This window comes from Nocardia sp. NPDC006044, assembly GCF_042871115.1.
Lineage (GTDB): Bacteria > Actinomycetota > Actinomycetes > Mycobacteriales > Mycobacteriaceae > Nocardia.
The window spans coordinates 1,805,410-1,820,935 of sequence record NZ_JBIAID010000001.1 but is presented as its reverse complement, the minus strand read 5'-3'; the positions used below and the strand labels follow the sequence as shown (position 1 = coordinate 1,820,935).

Below are 15,526 nucleotides of genomic sequence, written 5' to 3'. Positions count from 1 at the left end.
CTCACCCCGCCAGTGCCTTCGGAATTGTCGCGTGCTCCGGCAGGATCACCCCGCAACCGAGCGAGGCCGCGAAGGCCGCCGCCTGGTAGCGGTAACACCGCCGGATCTTCAACCGCGCCTGCGTGGACAGGTCGCGCGTGATGGCTTCGATACGCGGCAGATCGCCGCGCAGGGGCTCGGTGATGGTCACCAACGCTCCGAAGCGGGTCACACCGTGACCCCGGGCTTGCTCCTCACGGGCCTGCTGGGTGGCGCCCACCCGCAGGGTCGCCGCCGCGGACACCACACCGCGTTCGCTCTGCTGGGCCACCAGCGCGTTCTTGAAGTCGTCGTCGACGATCTCGGCGGCGTCGGCGGCCGAGTGCGGCCGGTACACGATGGCGATGCGCTTGCGCGGCACTTCGGGATTGGGCGCGAGCAGTCGTTGCAGCACCCGCTCGTCCACCGCGCCCTCGGGGGCGGCGTCCATCTCCCAGGTGACCGAACGGCCGCCGTCGTGCACGAAGTGGTCCCACTTCTCGTCGTGCGACACCGGACCCGCGTCGGCCCAGTCCAGGCCGTGGCCCTCGGGCTCGCTCGACGCGACCTCCAGGTCCGCCTGCGAGGCCGGGTCGTAGCTGCGCCGGATGAACGCGATGACCTCGTCCGCCGACATCGGCTGGGCGCGCACGCCCGCCTCGGCCAGCGCCGCGCAGATGCCCGGCAGCCTGCGGCCGATCTCGACCGCCTCCTCGGCCGGGTTCTTGCGCCGCTCGGCGGTGGTGGCCTTGAACGTGATCGCCACGCGCGGCAGCAGCTGCACCCGCTCCTGCGGCAGCTCGGTGGCGAGCTCGTACATCACCTGCTGCGCCAGTTCCGGCGCCTCCGGCCGGGTGATCGTGGAAACCTCGGTGAGCAAACGGTTTCCGGTCTCCGGCACGGTGTCGATCACCGGCACGACCGCGACGATGTCACTGGTCTGGCCGACCGAGGCGAGGAACGTGCCCCAGGCCGACACCCAGCGGTCGATCACCGGCTGATCCACGGCCTCGTGGCCTTGCGGCCAGGCCCGCAGCACGACCGTGTACTGGGCGAACTGCGGCAGGTGGATCATGCCGAAGCTGTAACCGCCCGCGTCGATGCCCTCGTAGAGCTTCGAGGGCGCGAGCAGGCCCGGCAGCCGGGTGACGCCGCCCGGGATCCGGGAGAACCGGCCACCCCGGTACACGTGCTCGCCGTTCTTGCGCGAGCGCATCCAGTTGAACATCATCAATCCCGTCTCGTAGCCCGAGCGGCCCCCGGTCCGCCACACCAGTGGAACCATGATCACGACGCCGGTGACTCCGACGATCAAACCCCATTTGAAGCCGCCGACCATCGCGGTGATCAACGCCGTGATCACCACCACGAAGCCGATCACGGTCTCTTCCCAGCGCAGGCCGAAAAGTCCTGCGCTGCGGGGCTTCTGCCACAGCCCGTACGAGCGGCGCTCGTAGGTGTCGTTCGTCGTCATCGTCATCGCGGAATGGTGCTCCTCCCGAGGTCGGGCGAGCGATTCGCCCAACGGTCACCGGCCACATCACCCATCGCCTGGTCGGCACGGTTCAGGCTGCTCGTCGCGGCCCGCGCCGCACCGATCCGCCCCGCCGCCCTGGTCGCACCGGACGGTACTCCCGCCGCGCCCTGGGGCCCGGAGGCGCGCGGTGCCGCACCGCCGGCCGGACCGCCGCCACCGCGCGGCGGCGTCGGGCGTGGGGCGCCGCCGCCGCGTCCGCCCGCGCCGCCCGGCGGCCGCGGACCCGCGCCGCTGCCGCCGACATACCCCGGAGCGCCCGAGGCCGCAGTGCCTTTCACGCCAACGGCTTTGGTGCCCATGGCGCCCAGGCCGGCGACCGCGAGCAAGGTGCCGCCGGTCGCGGTCAGACCGGAACCGCCGCTGCCCACGATCGCGACCGCGGGCGTGACCAACCGCATCAGCGCGGGCAGCACGAACGCGACGCTGCACAGCAGCACGATCGCGACCAGCATCCGTTGCGCCTGTTCACCATCCGGCAAACCGTTGGTGCCGGTCATCGAGTCCACGTGGCCCGCGGTGGTGAACGCGATCATGTAGACGATCGCGGCCACCGGTTTCCACAGCATGAACGCGATGATCCAGCCGATCAGCTTCTGGTAGGACTGTTTTCCGACGTTCATCCCGGACGCGGCCGCGGCTAGCGGCAGCACACCGGCCGCGATGATCAGCAACCCCTGCCGGACGATGGCCAGCACGATCTGCGCGAGCGCGCCGAGCAATCCGACGATCGCGATGATCAGCACCAGACCCGGCGAAAACGCCTGCAACTTACTGGTTTTCACCATCAGCTCGGCCAGGTCCTTGGCGTTGCCGTTGGTCGAGTCGTTGATGATCCACTCGGCGAACCGATCCGAGGCCTGGGTGCCGGCGACGATCACCGCGCCGAGCATCCAGGAACTGAACACCACCCTGGCGAACATCCGGAACGATTCGGCGGCCTCGTTCATCGTGGCCCCGCGTCTGGCCTCGGCCAAGCGCGCGCCGGAGAGTATCACCGAGGCGATCAAGAGCAATATCTGTGCCTGATAGGTGTATTCGTTGATCTTCGTGAACAGCGAACCCCCATCGCTGGCCGCCTCGTTGGGCACCTTCATCCAGAAGGTCAGCGCCAGGATGATGGCCTCGCCGAGGCCGTTCATCAGCGAGTCGACCACCTTGCCGAAGGTCGAGTCCCACGCCTTGTCCTTCACCGCGGTGGCCGCCTGGCCCGGATGCGAGGCGGCATTGCCCGCCTTGCACGCGGCGGAGGCGGCATCGCCGAGGGAGATGCCGGGCAGGCCGACATTGTCGAGCGTGTCGTGGATCTCGTTGCACGTCTCGTCGAAGCCGTACTGCTGGCCGTAGGCCACGGTCGGCGTCGCCATCATCACCGTGAAGATGACCGCGAAGATCGTGAGTAGTCGCCTCACCATTGTCTGCACCCCTCGCTGCTCCGCAGGTCGGCCATCATGTTCGCGTCGTGCCCTGCCCATCGTGCTCACCATTTCGTCCACCCGCCCAGCGATTCGACGTACTCGGTTTGTGCGGTATTGGACGTCGATGGCTTGAGTCGCCAGTCGCCGGCATCCCAGACCATCACCAGGCGGATCGCCGCCCATAACTGTTTGCCGTCGACCACCGGGCCGCGTGAGGCGAGCCGGACGATGGCCAGGTCGTCGGCGTAGTCGTCGACCTTGAACGCGTCCGAGGCGACGAAGTACTTGGTCACCCGCTCCGGCTGCTGCGCGGGCAGCTTGTTGTTGCCGAGTGCCTTGTCGTAGGCGGCGATCTGCTGAGCCGAGACCCGCACCTGCGTCACGTACAGATCGCGGTCGGCGGGACGGGCGTTGAGCCGGTAGGTGATCTGCGCCGCGGCCAGCACCGCGCCCTGCGGCGTGTGCGAATAGCCAACGGCCAGACCGTCTTCGATTCGGGTCGGACCGTCGGAGGTGGAGAACGGCACGGACGCGCCGTACACCCGCTGCCAGCCGTGCGTCGCGGTGGTGCCTTCCGGCGCCGCGGTCAGCCAGTCGCTGTCCGAGGGCTTGCGCTGGCGGGTCGGATCCTGCGGAAGCGATTGTCCGGCAGCGTTGTTGGGCACGTCGACGCGCCGCCCGAGGATGTCCACCTCGGGGGCGGCGAAGCCGGTGCCACCGGCCGACTCGGCGGGCGCGGGTCCACCGGCCGCCGGGCCGCTGTCGTCCCGGCTGATGTAGACGACGATTCCCACGATCACGATGAGCGCCAGCACGGCTGCGGACGCGACAGCACCGAAGGAGACGCGATCGCGCGCGGACGACCCCTTCTCGGTCACTTCGGTGCCTCCAATTTCACTGAGTCATCAGGTATTACGTCGATCGCGTCGATAGGTCTGTCGGTGGCGCCCGGATCGGGCAGGCGTAAGCGCCAGTCCTGGCCGAACCATTCGACGGTGGTGTGGTTCACCGCCTTGGAGTTGTCCGAGTACTCGGTGTGCACGTCGACGGTGCTGCGCTGGTCGGTGTAGCCGGTGATCTTGTAGCCGAGCACGCGCGGCGCGTAGTCGGGGCTCGCCGGTCCGCTGATCGACAGCTGGATCCGGTTCACCGCCCACTCGTCCTTCGCGGCGCCCGGAACCACTTCCCGCGCGGCCACTTTCGCCCATTGACTGTCCGCGGCGACGGCTAGGCGCAGGGCATGGGTGATCGCCGCGACGCCGGCTCCGCGCGGCGAATGCTCGAAACCCGTTGCGGCGCCGTCGGCTGTCGACTTCGGTCCCTGGTCGGTCTGCGGTAGCGGCACGCCCTGGAACGGCTGCCACCGCACCCCGGTCGGCGCCGCCGACAGGTCGGGTCCGGAGCGGCCGTCGCCACCGCCACAACCGACCGCCGCGATCAGCACCACCGCGCCGAGCGCCCCCACGGTCCCCCTGCCCTCGCTCATGTCGGCAGGAAAGCCAGCGCGATTCCCGACGCTGTGCTCGCCACTATCGCCCCGAGCAGGCTCATCAGCACCCCGTGCGAGGCGTCGTTCATCGCGAGGTCGCTGCGGAAAGCGATCCACAGCTTGCCCGCGGAAACGATCATCCAGGCCAGACACACCAGCAGGACGAACCACAGCAGCCAGTTCAGCAGCTGCATCAGCGGTTCCAGCACCTCGGCGGGCATCTGCTTGTAGGCCAGCAGCTCGGCTGCCGGCACGCGCACGGTCGATATGTCGGACATCAGGTTCCAATAACGGCGTTCATGATGGTGCCGGCGCTGGTCGCGACGACGCCACCGATCATGGCGCCGGCCACCATCTTCGGCGATTCGAGCCCGCCACCCGTCCACTTCTCCCACGCGAACTTGCCGCCCGCGTAAGTGATTCCGCAGATACCGGACAACAGCACGAACCAGGTCAGGTAGCGCACCAGCTGGAGGATCTTCTCCGAGCCCGGAGGCGCCTCGGGCGTCGGGTTACCGACCTGCGCGAGTACGGTGCCGTACGTGTCCTGCACGGCGAGGAGAATCGTGCTCATCGGGTGCCTTTCTCGAAAGTAGTTGAGTCGTCGCCGATTCGATGCGGACGTTCATTGATCGGGTGGCTTTCTACTTGCCCGGTCTCGCGCCGGATCGCCGAGTTGTGCCTCCTCCAGTGCGGTTCGAGCCGCCGCGACGATGTCGGCGCCGAGCTCCCGGACATCCAGCGGTACCTCTTCCAAGGGGTCGATCTTTCGTTTCTTCGGCGGCAGCGGATCACCGGGCGCCCATACCGGCAGCTTCTCCGGTTCCACCAGCGTCCATTCCTCATACCACGGGACCTGCCACAGCTGCCCGGCCAGCGAACCGACCACGTCGCGGTAGCGGCGGATCTCCGCGGGCAGCCGGCCGGGGCGCGCGGCGACGGTGATCAGGCCGAGCACCTCACACGAGCCGGCGAACCCCGAATGATGTTGGCGCAGTAGGTCATGCGCGCGGGTGAGGCCAGCGATGGTCTCACGCGCCACCAGCACCACGAACGGGGATTCGCGGTCGTAGACGCCGGGCCAGCGGCGGCTCGAATCCGCCGCCGGCGCAAGCACATGCGCGAGGCTACTGGCTCCGGCGCCGCCGTGCACACCCATCACCCACACCAGCGGGGCGCGGCCGACCCCGGGCACCGGACGGTCCCAGATCGGCGCGCGGCGCGACTCCGGCGGGGCGACGACGCCCGCGGGCGCGGATTCGGACTGACGGCGAAACTTCATGGCGGCCGTCATGATGCCACCCCGGCCAGCAGGCGCCCATACGCCCGGCGCGTATCGAGGGACAGCGACGCGTGCCGGACCAGCTCACCCCTGGCCAGGTGCGGGTCGTAGGGAATCTCCCGGATATCGCGGACCCAGCCGGACAGATGCTCGCGCAAATGCTCGGCTACGCCGGACTCGGTACCCGGATGCTGGTGTGAGACAACGATTGTCGTGTCGCCGACGATGCCGCCGCCCTGCCCCTCGGCGGAGTCGCCGAACTGGTCGTCGAGCCATTCCAGGGTGACCCGGAGCCGGTTCGCGGCGTCGGCGCGCGCCGGAATGGCAAGCACCAGAGCAACATCCGCGTCATCGAGCAGCGGGCGCAGCTGCCGTCCGGCAATCGGGTTGCCGCCGTCGTAGACCGCGGTGAAGCCGGAGTCGTACACCGCGCGCGCCACCGTGAGGTAGGTCGCCCGCCTGCGCAGCGGCGCGGAATCGCGCCACAGTAAACCGATTCCGGAGGTGGCCCGGGAGAGGCACTCCTTCAGCGGGGCCGGTTCGTCGTCGCCGCGCCCGTACAGCCACGATTGCAGGCTGATCGGGTGCAGGTGTTCGTCCGCGCCGCGCAGCGCGAGGTCGCTGCCCGCGGCAGTCGCGTCCACCGCGACGGTCGGGGTACCCGCCATGCCGAGCTCGCCCGCGATCCCCAGTGCCGTCGTGGTGGTGCCCGCACCACCGCAGCCGCCGACCACCAGGATGGGCCGCTGCAAGGGTTGTTCCGCGCCGGAACCGCTGCCCTTGCCGCGCCGCAATCGCACCACCGGAGCCTTGGAGCGCGCAGGCCGGCTCGACGGTTCACCCTGCTCGGGCGCCTCGTCGAGCCAGCGGCTCCAGTCCTCTCCCATCGCTTCCTGCTCTCCTCTATCCGGCCGCGATACCCGTGATCAGGGTGCGGCCGTCGATCACCGCGGTGGTGACCGTCTGCTTGTTGTACGTGGCGGGCACGCCGCCGGGGCGGTACTCGGTGACCTCCACCGAGTACCGATTGTCCGAGATGGTCACGATCCGCACGCAGTGCGTGGTGCCGACGGGGATGGTATCGATGCCGCGCTGAATCGTTTGCGCGGGTGAGACATTGGCGTCCGGCGCGACGACCTGGCGGACCTGCTCGCCGGAGCGCTCGACGTAGTACGCGTACTGGAACGCCAGGATAGCGTCGGGACCCGTTGCGGTGCCGCCGGTTTCGGCGCCACGCACGATCGTCGCGGTGCGCTCGGTCGGGCAGGGGCCGTTGGTGCGGTAGGTGGTCACGCCGGCCTGCGACTTGCCGCGCAGGCTGTCGGTGCTCACGCCCGCCTGGGCATTGCTCGCGGGCAACTGCATCGAGGCCCAGCTGACCGGGGGCCGGGGGGCCGCGGCGCGCGAATTCGTGGTGTGCAACAGGAACAGCACGCCCGCGGCCGCCGCGCCGAGCAGCAGCACGGCGATGACGAGCACCACGAACACGCGACTGCGCCGGGAGTACCTGGCGCGCGCCTCCAGACGCAACGCGCTGGCCGAGCGCGGTCGCGGCTCGTCCAGCGGGTCGTCGTAGTCCTCGTCGTCGGGCCAGGGGAAACGCACCAGATCCGCGTCCCGCGGGGTGTAGTCGTCGTCGGGGCCGGGGGCCCGGCCCACCCAGTCCGACCAGCCGCCGGTGAACTCGCTGCGCTGCGGTAGGTCGGCGGGGACCTCGGGCTGCGGTTCGTCGCGGATGTAGTGCGGATACCGAGCCGGCCCGTCTTCGTCCAACGGCACCGCACCCGCGGCGCTCGGCGGCACCGGCGCGGTCTCCGGCTCCAGCGCGGCATACCATCGGGACAGTTCTTTGTACGACTTCAACATTCCCCCATTCCCGCTGCGCGAGGCACATAGCTCATCGTCGGACCCTCTCGGCGATCAGTTCGTGGAGAACGGGTAGGTGTTGGGTGTGCCGGGTCGATCGGTGGGCGGAATCGACGTCGCGCCGCCGGATGAGGCGCCTTCGGCTCCTGTCCCGAACGGAAATTGTCCCGTACCGGATGAATTAGGCGTAGTCGACGCGCCGGATCGCTCGCCGAAGAATCCCGTCGGCGGCTTGTCCGGACCGCCCGCCGGCCTGCTGTTCGCGCCGAACGCACCGGCGATATCGCGGGCGATCGCGGCGAGCCAGTCGGCGACGAAGGCGGTCGGCGTTTCGCCGTTGGCGGCGACCGTCGCGGTGTTGTACGCGCCGTGCCGCTGGATGGTGTCCCAGTACCGCACCCAGGTGGCGGTGTTCAGCAATTGGCTGTTGTCGGTGATGTTCTGCACCACCGCGTCGAAGGCCTGGGTGACCAGACGGACGCCGGTGGTCGGCGGGACGAGCTGGGCGACCGCGCCGACCAGCTTGGTGCCGAGCGACAGCAGCGCGGCCGGCGGGTTCGACAGGCCCGCGGTGGCCAGTTCGGCGATGGTCGACGGGTTGATCACCGACTTGACCACGGTGACGACCGCGTTCAGGCCGATCATGCCGACCTTCAGCAGCGCCTGTAGCGCGGCGGGGAGGTCCAGCGGGGTGCGCGGGTCGGCGGCGTCGGCGAGCCGCTCGGAGATCGACTTCTTGGGCGAGATGGCCAGCGTCGCGAGCGAGTTGCCCTGGATGTCCTCGTTGGCGACCTTGGTCGCGGTCTTGATCGAGGTGTATGCCAGGGCTTGCGCGATGGAGACCAGCGAGGCGATCGGGTCGCCGCCGCTCAGCTTGGACTGGCCGACGACGTTGGTGACCGCCTTGAGGATCGGCGCGCCCGACGGTGCGTCACAGGCGAGATCGCCGGCCGCGCAGAAGCTGGCCACCCGGCCGGTGAGCGCGCCGAAGTTGGCCGCCCGGTCCCGATCCGGGCCGATGCCGCCGCCGTCGGCGGGGGTCTGCGGCAGCGCGGTGATCGCGGCGAGTCGATCGCCGGCGGTGCCGGGCGCCGGATCCGGTGATGCCTTACCCGGCGAGCCGGGGAACAGCGGCGCGCCCGGGTTGCGGGTCGGATCGGCGAACAGTGCGACCGCCGCGACCTTTTCGGCAGGCAGCACGCCCTGCCCCTGCCCGACCTCCTGCGCGAACATCGAAGCCACGTGTGCGCCCTGCGAATAGCCGACCACCGCGAACCTGGTGTCCGCGCAGCGGTCGGCGACGGCCTTGGCCATCGTGCGCAGCCGGGCCAGTCCGCCGGTCACCGATTCGGAGTACGGCGCGGCGCCGCCCGCGGTCGCCCCGCCGAAGCCGGATTCGTAAGGCACGTAAGCCCGATCGACCAGTCCGGGATCGGTGGCCTTGGCCAGCATCGGCCGGAAAACAGTGGACAGCATGCCGGTGTCGGTAGACGGCGCGGCATCCGGTGACGATTCGCCGGTGCCCTGAATCCCCAAGGCGTACAATGCCGGACACGCGCTGAGCGCGATATCGGTCGAGGGGCCCGCGGGATTCGGCGGACCGGCCACGGCGGTGCCCGCCATAGCCACCGTCACGGCGAGTGCTGTCAGCACCCCCGTGACTCTTGCCGCACAACTAGTCATAGCGATCCGCAATCAATCCGTGTTGCCGCAGTTACCCTCAACGCCATGAAACGCAATAGACCGTAACAGATTCCGACTATTGCTGGGGCGTCGCCGAAAACTTTCCAAGAACTGCCGAAACGGGTTTCACACATTCCTGCGTGCCGAGCAACCTTGCCCGGCAACTTTCCGATGGTCCGAAAACGAGAGCAATCGCTCGGCGACCCACCCGTAACGCCAAATCCCTACCGGGACTCCAACTTCCGTTCGCCCGAAGGCTTCGGCATTCGGGCAGATATCTCAGCCTTCGCGGATGGTTCGCCGAGAGGTTGCTACGCGCACGACAATTGACACGTCAAGGGGAGATGACCTCGCCGGACTATTTCAGGCGAGGACCCCGGAAATCGTCTGCTATGCCGCGGAGGTGACGCGGTAGACGTCGTAGACGCCTTCCACATTCCGGACCACGTTGAGCAGATGCCCGAGGTGCTTCGGGTCGCCCATCTCGAAGGTGAACTTGCTGATCGCGACCCGGTCGCCGTGCGTGGCGACGGACGCGGACAGGATGTTCACCTTCTCGTCGGCCAGCACCTTCGTCACATCGGAGAGCAGACGGGTGCGATCGAGCGCCTCGATCTGGATGGCCACCAGGAACACCGACGACGGCGACGGCGCCCAGGACACCTCGATGATGCGTTCGGCCTGGTCCCGCAGCGATCCGGCGTTGGTGCAGTCGGTGCGGTGCACGCTGACCGCGCCGCCGCGGGTCACGAAGCCCATGATCTCGTCACCGGGCACCGGGGTGCAGCACTTGGCCAGCTTGGCCACGGTGCCGGACGCGCCGGGGATCAGCACGCCGGCGTCGCCGGTGGTGCGCTGCCGGTTCGGCGTGGTGGACGGGGTCGACCGCTCGGCCAGCTCGTTCTCCACGTCGCCGATGCCGCCGAGCTGTGCCATCAGCCGCTGCACCACATGGTGCGCGGAGACCTGGTGCTCGCCGACCGCGGTGTACAGGGTGGAGATGTCGGTGTAGTGCAGCTCGTGCGCGACCGCGGTCATCGCGTCCACGCTCATCAGCCGCTGCAACGGCAGCCCGACCCGGCGGACCTCCTTGGAGATCTGCTCCTTGCCGTTCTCCAGGGCTTCCTCGCGGCGCTCCTTGGCGAACCACTGCCGGATCTTGGCCTTGGCGCGCGGCGAGACGACGAAGTTCTGCCAGTCCCGGCTGGGTCCGGCGTTCTGTGCCTTCGAGGTGAACACCTCGACGACCTCACCGTTCTCCAGCTGCCGTTCCAGCGCGACCAGCCGCCCGTTCACCCGGGCGCCGATGCACTTGTGCCCGACCTCGGTGTGCACCGCGTAGGCGAAATCGACCGGAGTCGACTTCTGCGGCAACGTGATCACGTCGCCCTTCGGGGTGAACACGAAGATCTCCGGCGACTTCAGGTCGAAGCGCAGCGACTCCAGGAACTCGGCCGGGTCGGCCGCCTCCCGCTGCCAGTCGAGCAGCTGGCGCATCCACGCCATGTCGTCGACCTCGGTGGAGTCGTTGGAGTGCTTGCCGCGGGTTTCCTTGTAGCGCCAGTGCGCGGCGATGCCGAACTCGGCGGTCCGGTGCATGTCCTGGGTGCGGATCTGCACCTCCAGCGGCTTGCCGTCCGGACCGACGACGGTCGTGTGCAGCGACTGGTAGACGCCGTAGCGCGGCTGGGCGATGTAGTCCTTGAACCGGCCCGCCATCGGCTGCCACAGCGAGTGCACCACGCCGACGGCCGCGTAGCAGTCGCGCACCTCGTCACAGAGGATACGAATGCCGACCAGGTCGTGGATGTCGTCGAAGTCCTTACCCTTGACGATCATCTTCTGGTAGATCGACCAGTAGTGCTTCGGCCGGCCCTCGACGATCGCGTTGATCCGGGATGCCGCAAGGGTATTCACGATCTCCGCGCGCACCTTGGCCAGGTAGGTGTCGCGCGACGGCGCCCGATCGGCGACCAGGCGCACGATCTCGTCGTACTTCTTCGGGTGCAGGATCGCGAACGCGAGGTCCTCGAGCTCCCACTTGACCGTTGCCATGCCGAGCCGATGAGCAAGCGGCGCAATGACTTCGAGTGTCTCCTTGGCCTTCTTCGCCTGCTTCTCCGGTGGCAGGAAGCGCATGGTGCGCATGTTGTGCAGGCGGTCGGCGACCTTGATCACCAGCACGCGCGGGTCGCGGGCCATCGCGATGATCATCTTGCGGATGGTCTCGGCCTCGGCGGCCGCGCCGAGGTTGACCTTGTCCAGCTTGGTCACGCCGTCGACCAGGTGCGCGACCTCGGCGCCGAAGTCCAGGGTGAGCTGGTCGAGCGAGTAGCCGGTGTCCTCGACGGTGTCGTGCAGCAGCGCCGCGACCAGCGTGGTGGTGTCCATGCCGAGCTCGGCCAGGATGTTGGCCACCGCGAGCGGGTGCGTGATGTACGGGTCGCCGGACTTGCGGAACTGGTGCTTGTGCCGTTCGTCGGCCACGTCGAACGCGCGCTGCAACAGCGTCAGGTTCGCCTTCGGGTACAGCTCGCGGTGCACGCTGGCCAGCGGCTCGAGCACCGGCTTGACCGCGGCGATGCCGCGCTGACCGGTCATCCGGCGAGCGAGGCGGGCACGGACCCGGCGGGAGGCGGAGGTCGGCACGGCGGCGGCGGTACCCGGTTGACGCGGCGTGCCATTGCTCGCCGGCTTGCTCTCCTTCGACTGCTCTCCCCCGGTGGCGGCACCGTTCGACTGCGGGGCGTCGTCCGATTGCTCGACATTCGCCTCGCCCAAGTGCTGAGTCATGCCACCACCTCTCAGTGCCCGATTCCGGCGCTCACGGTCCCTGTCGTGGGTACGCAGGCAACCGCCTCCGGGCCTGTCGCTCGCGCCGCGTGCCTCGATCGAACCACCCTATCCGACCGCTGCAACCGCCCAGACCACCAACTTTAGTCCCGGCCGCGCGCCGGCGTCCGGCACGCGGTTGCGGCGGGCGTCCTGCGGGTTCTCCGGCCGGGATGGCGCTGGGTTCGCTGGGGGCTTTCCGAGGCGTAGAGGACAGCGTGACAGATCAAGCGTCGATTCGGAGGCGTTGTGACCGAACGGATGGTCTAGCGAATGGTGGCGGGCGAGGACGGCTCGCGGGTGATCATCGACTGGCCGTCGAAGTCGGGGCTCGCCGGGACGTGCAGCAGATCGACGATGGTCGGGGTGATATCGACCAGGGTGTAGCGGGAGGTGGTCTCGCCCGCACTGAAGCCGGGTCCGCGGGCGATGACGAAATTGGTTGTCTCGTCCGGGGATTGGCCGCCATGGCCGCCCTCGGGCCGGTGGCCGTGGTCGGCGGTGACCAGGATGGTCCAGCGTTCGGCCGGGTTGGCCTTCACCCTGGCGTCGACGGCGGCGGCGATACGGCCGACCTGTTCGTCGATGCGGCGGACCGCGTCGAGGTACGCGCCGGAGGCCGCGCCGTCCCGGTGACCCGCGTGATCGACCTGGTCGAGGTGGGTGAAGAGGAAGTCGGGGGCGAACTTGCCGATCGCGGCGACCACGGCGGTGGCGGTGGCCGCGTCGGTCTCGGCCTCGTCCGGGTCGTGCGGGACCGGCGGGGTGGAGACGACCACGTCGGCGCGCGGGTTGCCGCTGCCGGACATGGTGGCGATCTGGTCCCAGGTGGCGATGGAGTGGGTCTTGCGGGCCGAGTCGGCGCGCTCGATCTGGGTGAAGACCGTCGGGTACCGCGCGAACGGGGCGGCGGTGAAGTTGTTGTCCTTGATCCCGTGCTTGCGGTCCCAGACGCCGGTCAGCACGGTCGCCCAGGACGGACCGGAGATGGTGATGTGCGGGGCGATCGAGGAGCGGCTGAGCATGCCCTCGGCGCTGAGCCGCATCAGGTTCGGCGCCTTGACCTGGAGGACCTTGTCGTACATGAGGCCGTCGAGGCCGATCAGGACCACCTTGTCGACGCCGGCGTCGGCCTGTGCGCCGCCTGCCGGGACGGTCAGTGGGAGGACGGTAACCGCCACGGCGGCAAGCGCTTTCGAGAAGATCCGGAACCCGCTCATGCCCCTGCCCGCCCGATTGCGCTACCGCCGGCGACGCCCGCATCACGTCGCCCGCCGTGCCGATGACTCGCTCGCTCGTCGCGCTCGCTCATAGTCCGAACCATGCGGTGCGCGGCGACCCGGCGGAAGTCCGTCGCGGCAGTGTTCATGGACGTTTCATCGGTCGAGCCATCGCGCGTTGCCTCGCTGAACAGGGACTGAACGCTCCATAGCCATCAGCTATGTGACCAGCTCACATCGCGATGGCGGGCGGGTGAACGGCAGATTGCGGTTGACACCCCGGCGTGGATATGGCTGGCTGACGCCATGCCAGCCGAGTCCGAGCAGCGAAGCATCCGGATCGCCGCCGTCGCCGATATGCATATGCGCACTGCTGTGGCGGGGCGGTTTCGACCCGAGTTCCTGCGGGTAGATGAGCATGCCGACGTACTACTGCTGGCCGGAGACCTCACCGAGGGCGGCCGGATGAGCGAGGCGGACCTGCTCTGTGCCGAACTCGCCGATCTGCCAGTGCCGGTCGTCGCGGTGCTCGGAAATCACGATCACGATCACAAGCTGGGTTTCCGAATCTCCGCTCAGCTGAGCGATATCGGCGTGCACATGCTCGAAGGGACGGCGATCACCCTGGAACTGAACGGGATTCGGCTCGGAATCGCCGGGGTGATGGGCGGCAGTGGTGGGTTTCCCGGCTATCCGGGAACTCCCGACGAAGGGACCGAAGAGCATCGGGCACGGATGCGGCGGGGCCCGCTCGATGCGCTGCTGCTGCGTCAAGCGCTGGACACCTTGGACACCGAGATCCGGGTCGCGTTGATGCACTTCTCCCCCGTCGTCGACACCCTGGCCGGTGAGCCGCCGAAGATCTATCCGGGCCTCGGCTGCCAAGCACTCGGCGACGCCGTCGACGCGGGACGCGCGTCACTCGCGATACACGGTCATGCGCACAGCGGTACCGAAAATGGTTGCACGACAGGCGGAGTGCCGGTCCGCAACGTCTCCTACCCGGTGCTCGCCCGCCCCTACGCCCTCTACGACATCACGCCCCCGCAGTAGGCCTGGCCCCGCAATTCGCCTGGCACGCATAAGTTTGCGGACTTGTATGCAGACCGACGATCCGAGCGCGGCACGTCCGTCCTCGCTCGCACCCGGCCAGATCGCGGGTCCGCCAACCCATCGGACCGAGCACGTGCGCCAGATCGCCCAATGATCCGAACGCGGTGTTATCAGGCCGGCGCGTCCTTTTCTCGCTCACACCCGGCCGGTTCGCGGGTCCACGATCCCAAAGGGCCGGCAGTTGCAGATCGGCTTCGGACAGCTGCGGCGGGCTGGAGTAATAGGCGGCACCGAAACGGTTTGTGCCGCTGACGCTCACGGGTAGGCCGCCGAGATCGCCACATTGTCGGACTCCACGAACTCCACCCACCGGCGCGGGTCGAGATAGGTGGACCGGGCGGTCGGCGAAGCCGGTCAGGTCGGCGGGCGCGGGTGGGCGGCGCGCTCGCCGGGCTCGGCCGGGCCCGGCGAGGGTGTAAGCGGTCGGTAGTTTCACGGCATGACCGTCATCCGTTCGCTGCTGCTGTTCGCGCTGGCCGCTGTCGCCGAGATCGGTGGGGCGTGGTTGGTGTGGCAGGGCTGGCGGGAGCAGCGCGGGGTTGTCTGGATCGCGGCGGGCGTCGTTGCGCTCGGGGCTTACGGGTTCGTCGCGACCTTGCAGCCGGACCCGAACTTCGGGCGCATCCTCGCGGCGTACGGGGGTGTATTCGTCGCGGGTTCGCTCGCCTGGGGGATGCTCGTCGACAAGTTCCATCCCGACCGCTGGGACTATCTCGGCGCGGGCATCTGCCTCGTCGGCGTCGCCATCATCATGTACGCGCCGCGGCGCTGAATCGGCCGGCGGTGCCACCCGCCCAGCGATGATCGCGTCACGCCGCCGCGTCGACGCTCTGCGTCTTCTCCCGCCGAGCGACGAGGGGTGCACGCCCCGCGTATACGCGGCCGCTCTGTCTGAGCGCGCCTTGCCGAATACCCGGTCACCCAGTCCGAGCACACCCCGCCGAACACGCAGCCGCCCAGTCCGAGCACACCCCGCCGAACACGCAGCCGCCCAGTCCGAGCACACCCCGCCGAACACGCAGCCGCCCAGTCCGAGCACACCCCGCCGAACACGCAGCCGCCCAGTCCGAG

Annotated in this window: 14 protein-coding genes; 2 read left to right on the top strand and 12 right to left on the bottom strand. The window is 68.9% G+C overall.

Translation table 11 applies throughout. From position 1 onward, the window contains the following. Nucleotide 1 precedes the first annotated feature (1 nt). The 12 genes from ACFYO1_RS08665 to ACFYO1_RS08610 form a co-directional block, all read right to left on the bottom strand. Nucleotides 2-1,492: an SCO6880 family protein gene (locus ACFYO1_RS08665; RefSeq protein WP_378722964.1), complete on the bottom strand. Its 1,491-nt coding sequence runs from the start codon at nt 1,490-1,492 to the stop codon at nt 2-4. 2 nt (nt 1,493-1,494) lie between these two features. Continuing rightward, entirely contained in the window at nt 1,495-2,967 is a 1,473-nt protein-coding gene (locus tag ACFYO1_RS08660; protein ID WP_387231781.1) for a hypothetical protein, read from the bottom strand. Between the two features lie 65 nt (nt 2,968-3,032). After that, a complete protein-coding gene (locus tag ACFYO1_RS08655; RefSeq protein ID WP_387228498.1) occupies nt 3,033-3,848 on the bottom strand; it encodes a hypothetical protein in 816 nt (271 codons plus the stop codon). After that, nucleotides 3,845-4,456 (bottom strand): hypothetical protein, encoded by a 612-nt coding sequence (locus ACFYO1_RS08650; RefSeq protein WP_387228496.1) that lies wholly within the window; start codon nt 4,454-4,456, stop codon nt 3,845-3,847. Before ACFYO1_RS08650 ends, ACFYO1_RS08655 begins: the two co-directional genes overlap by 4 nt. Next, nucleotides 4,453-4,737 carry a hypothetical protein gene (locus ACFYO1_RS08645; protein ID WP_387228494.1) on the bottom strand — a complete coding sequence of 95 codons (285 nt, stop codon included), beginning with the start codon at nt 4,735-4,737 and terminating at the stop codon, nt 4,453-4,455. Before ACFYO1_RS08645 ends, ACFYO1_RS08650 begins: the two co-directional genes overlap by 4 nt. Next, nucleotides 4,737-5,033: a hypothetical protein gene (locus tag ACFYO1_RS08640; protein WP_014351788.1), complete on the bottom strand. Its 297-nt coding sequence runs from the start codon at nt 5,031-5,033 to the stop codon at nt 4,737-4,739. The genes ACFYO1_RS08645 and ACFYO1_RS08640 overlap by 1 nt, the downstream gene beginning before the upstream one ends. A 51-nt stretch (nt 5,034-5,084) precedes the next feature. Beyond that, entirely contained in the window at nt 5,085-5,753 is a 669-nt protein-coding gene (locus ACFYO1_RS08635; RefSeq protein ID WP_387228492.1) for a hypothetical protein, read from the bottom strand. After that, entirely contained in the window at nt 5,750-6,628 is an 879-nt protein-coding gene (locus ACFYO1_RS08630) for a MinD/ParA family protein (RefSeq protein WP_387228490.1), read from the bottom strand. The genes ACFYO1_RS08635 and ACFYO1_RS08630 overlap by 4 nt, the downstream gene beginning before the upstream one ends. A gap of 16 nt (nt 6,629-6,644) precedes the next feature. Then, nucleotides 6,645-7,607, bottom strand: coding sequence for a hypothetical protein (locus tag ACFYO1_RS08625; protein ID WP_387228487.1), 963 nt, complete (start codon nt 7,605-7,607; stop codon nt 6,645-6,647). 54 nt (nt 7,608-7,661) lie between these two features. Further along, entirely contained in the window at nt 7,662-9,290 is a 1,629-nt protein-coding gene (locus tag ACFYO1_RS08620; protein WP_387228485.1) for a cutinase family protein, read from the bottom strand. Nucleotides 9,291-9,680: 390 nt separating this feature from the next. Then, nucleotides 9,681-12,083 carry a RelA/SpoT family protein gene (locus ACFYO1_RS08615; RefSeq protein WP_387228484.1) on the bottom strand — a complete coding sequence of 801 codons (2,403 nt, stop codon included), beginning with the start codon at nt 12,081-12,083 and terminating at the stop codon, nt 9,681-9,683. 305 nt (nt 12,084-12,388) lie between these two features. Beyond that, nucleotides 12,389-13,342, bottom strand: a complete 954-nt coding sequence (locus tag ACFYO1_RS08610; RefSeq protein ID WP_387228482.1) for an alkaline phosphatase family protein — start codon at nt 13,340-13,342, stop codon at nt 12,389-12,391. Nucleotides 13,343-13,648: 306 nt separating this feature from the next. Between ACFYO1_RS08610 and ACFYO1_RS08605 the strand changes: the two genes are divergently transcribed. After that, complete coding sequence (locus tag ACFYO1_RS08605; RefSeq protein ID WP_387228480.1) at nt 13,649-14,395, top strand: metallophosphoesterase; 747 nt, start codon at nt 13,649-13,651, stop codon at nt 14,393-14,395. 499 nt (nt 14,396-14,894) lie between these two features. After that, complete coding sequence (locus tag ACFYO1_RS08600; protein ID WP_387228479.1) at nt 14,895-15,227, top strand: YnfA family protein; 333 nt, start codon at nt 14,895-14,897, stop codon at nt 15,225-15,227. The last annotated feature ends 299 nt before the right edge of the window (nt 15,228-15,526 follow it).

Coding starts and splice junctions, on each gene's coding strand:
- ACFYO1_RS08665 (WP_378722964.1), bottom strand. CDS start 1,492: ATGACGACGAACGACACCTACGAGCGCCGCTCGTACGGGCTGTGGCAG.
- ACFYO1_RS08660 (WP_387231781.1), bottom strand. CDS start 2,967: ATGGTGAGGCGACTACTCACGATCTTCGCGGTCATCTTCACGGTGATG.
- ACFYO1_RS08650 (WP_387228496.1), bottom strand. CDS start 4,456: ATGAGCGAGGGCAGGGGGACCGTGGGGGCGCTCGGCGCGGTGGTGCTG.
- ACFYO1_RS08645 (WP_387228494.1), bottom strand. CDS start 4,737: ATGTCCGACATATCGACCGTGCGCGTGCCGGCAGCCGAGCTGCTGGCC.
- ACFYO1_RS08640 (WP_014351788.1), bottom strand. CDS start 5,033: ATGAGCACGATTCTCCTCGCCGTGCAGGACACGTACGGCACCGTACTC.
- ACFYO1_RS08635 (WP_387228492.1), bottom strand. CDS start 5,753: ATGACGGCCGCCATGAAGTTTCGCCGTCAGTCCGAATCCGCGCCCGCG.
- ACFYO1_RS08630 (WP_387228490.1), bottom strand. CDS start 6,628: ATGGGAGAGGACTGGAGCCGCTGGCTCGACGAGGCGCCCGAGCAGGGT.
- ACFYO1_RS08625 (WP_387228487.1), bottom strand. CDS start 7,607: ATGTTGAAGTCGTACAAAGAACTGTCCCGATGGTATGCCGCGCTGGAG.
- ACFYO1_RS08620 (WP_387228485.1), bottom strand. CDS start 9,290: ATGACTAGTTGTGCGGCAAGAGTCACGGGGGTGCTGACAGCACTCGCC.
- ACFYO1_RS08615 (WP_387228484.1), bottom strand. CDS start 12,083: ATGACTCAGCACTTGGGCGAGGCGAATGTCGAGCAATCGGACGACGCC.
- ACFYO1_RS08610 (WP_387228482.1), bottom strand. CDS start 13,342: ATGAGCGGGTTCCGGATCTTCTCGAAAGCGCTTGCCGCCGTGGCGGTT.
- ACFYO1_RS08605 (WP_387228480.1), top strand. CDS start 13,649: ATGCCAGCCGAGTCCGAGCAGCGAAGCATCCGGATCGCCGCCGTCGCC.
- ACFYO1_RS08600 (WP_387228479.1), top strand. CDS start 14,895: ATGACCGTCATCCGTTCGCTGCTGCTGTTCGCGCTGGCCGCTGTCGCC.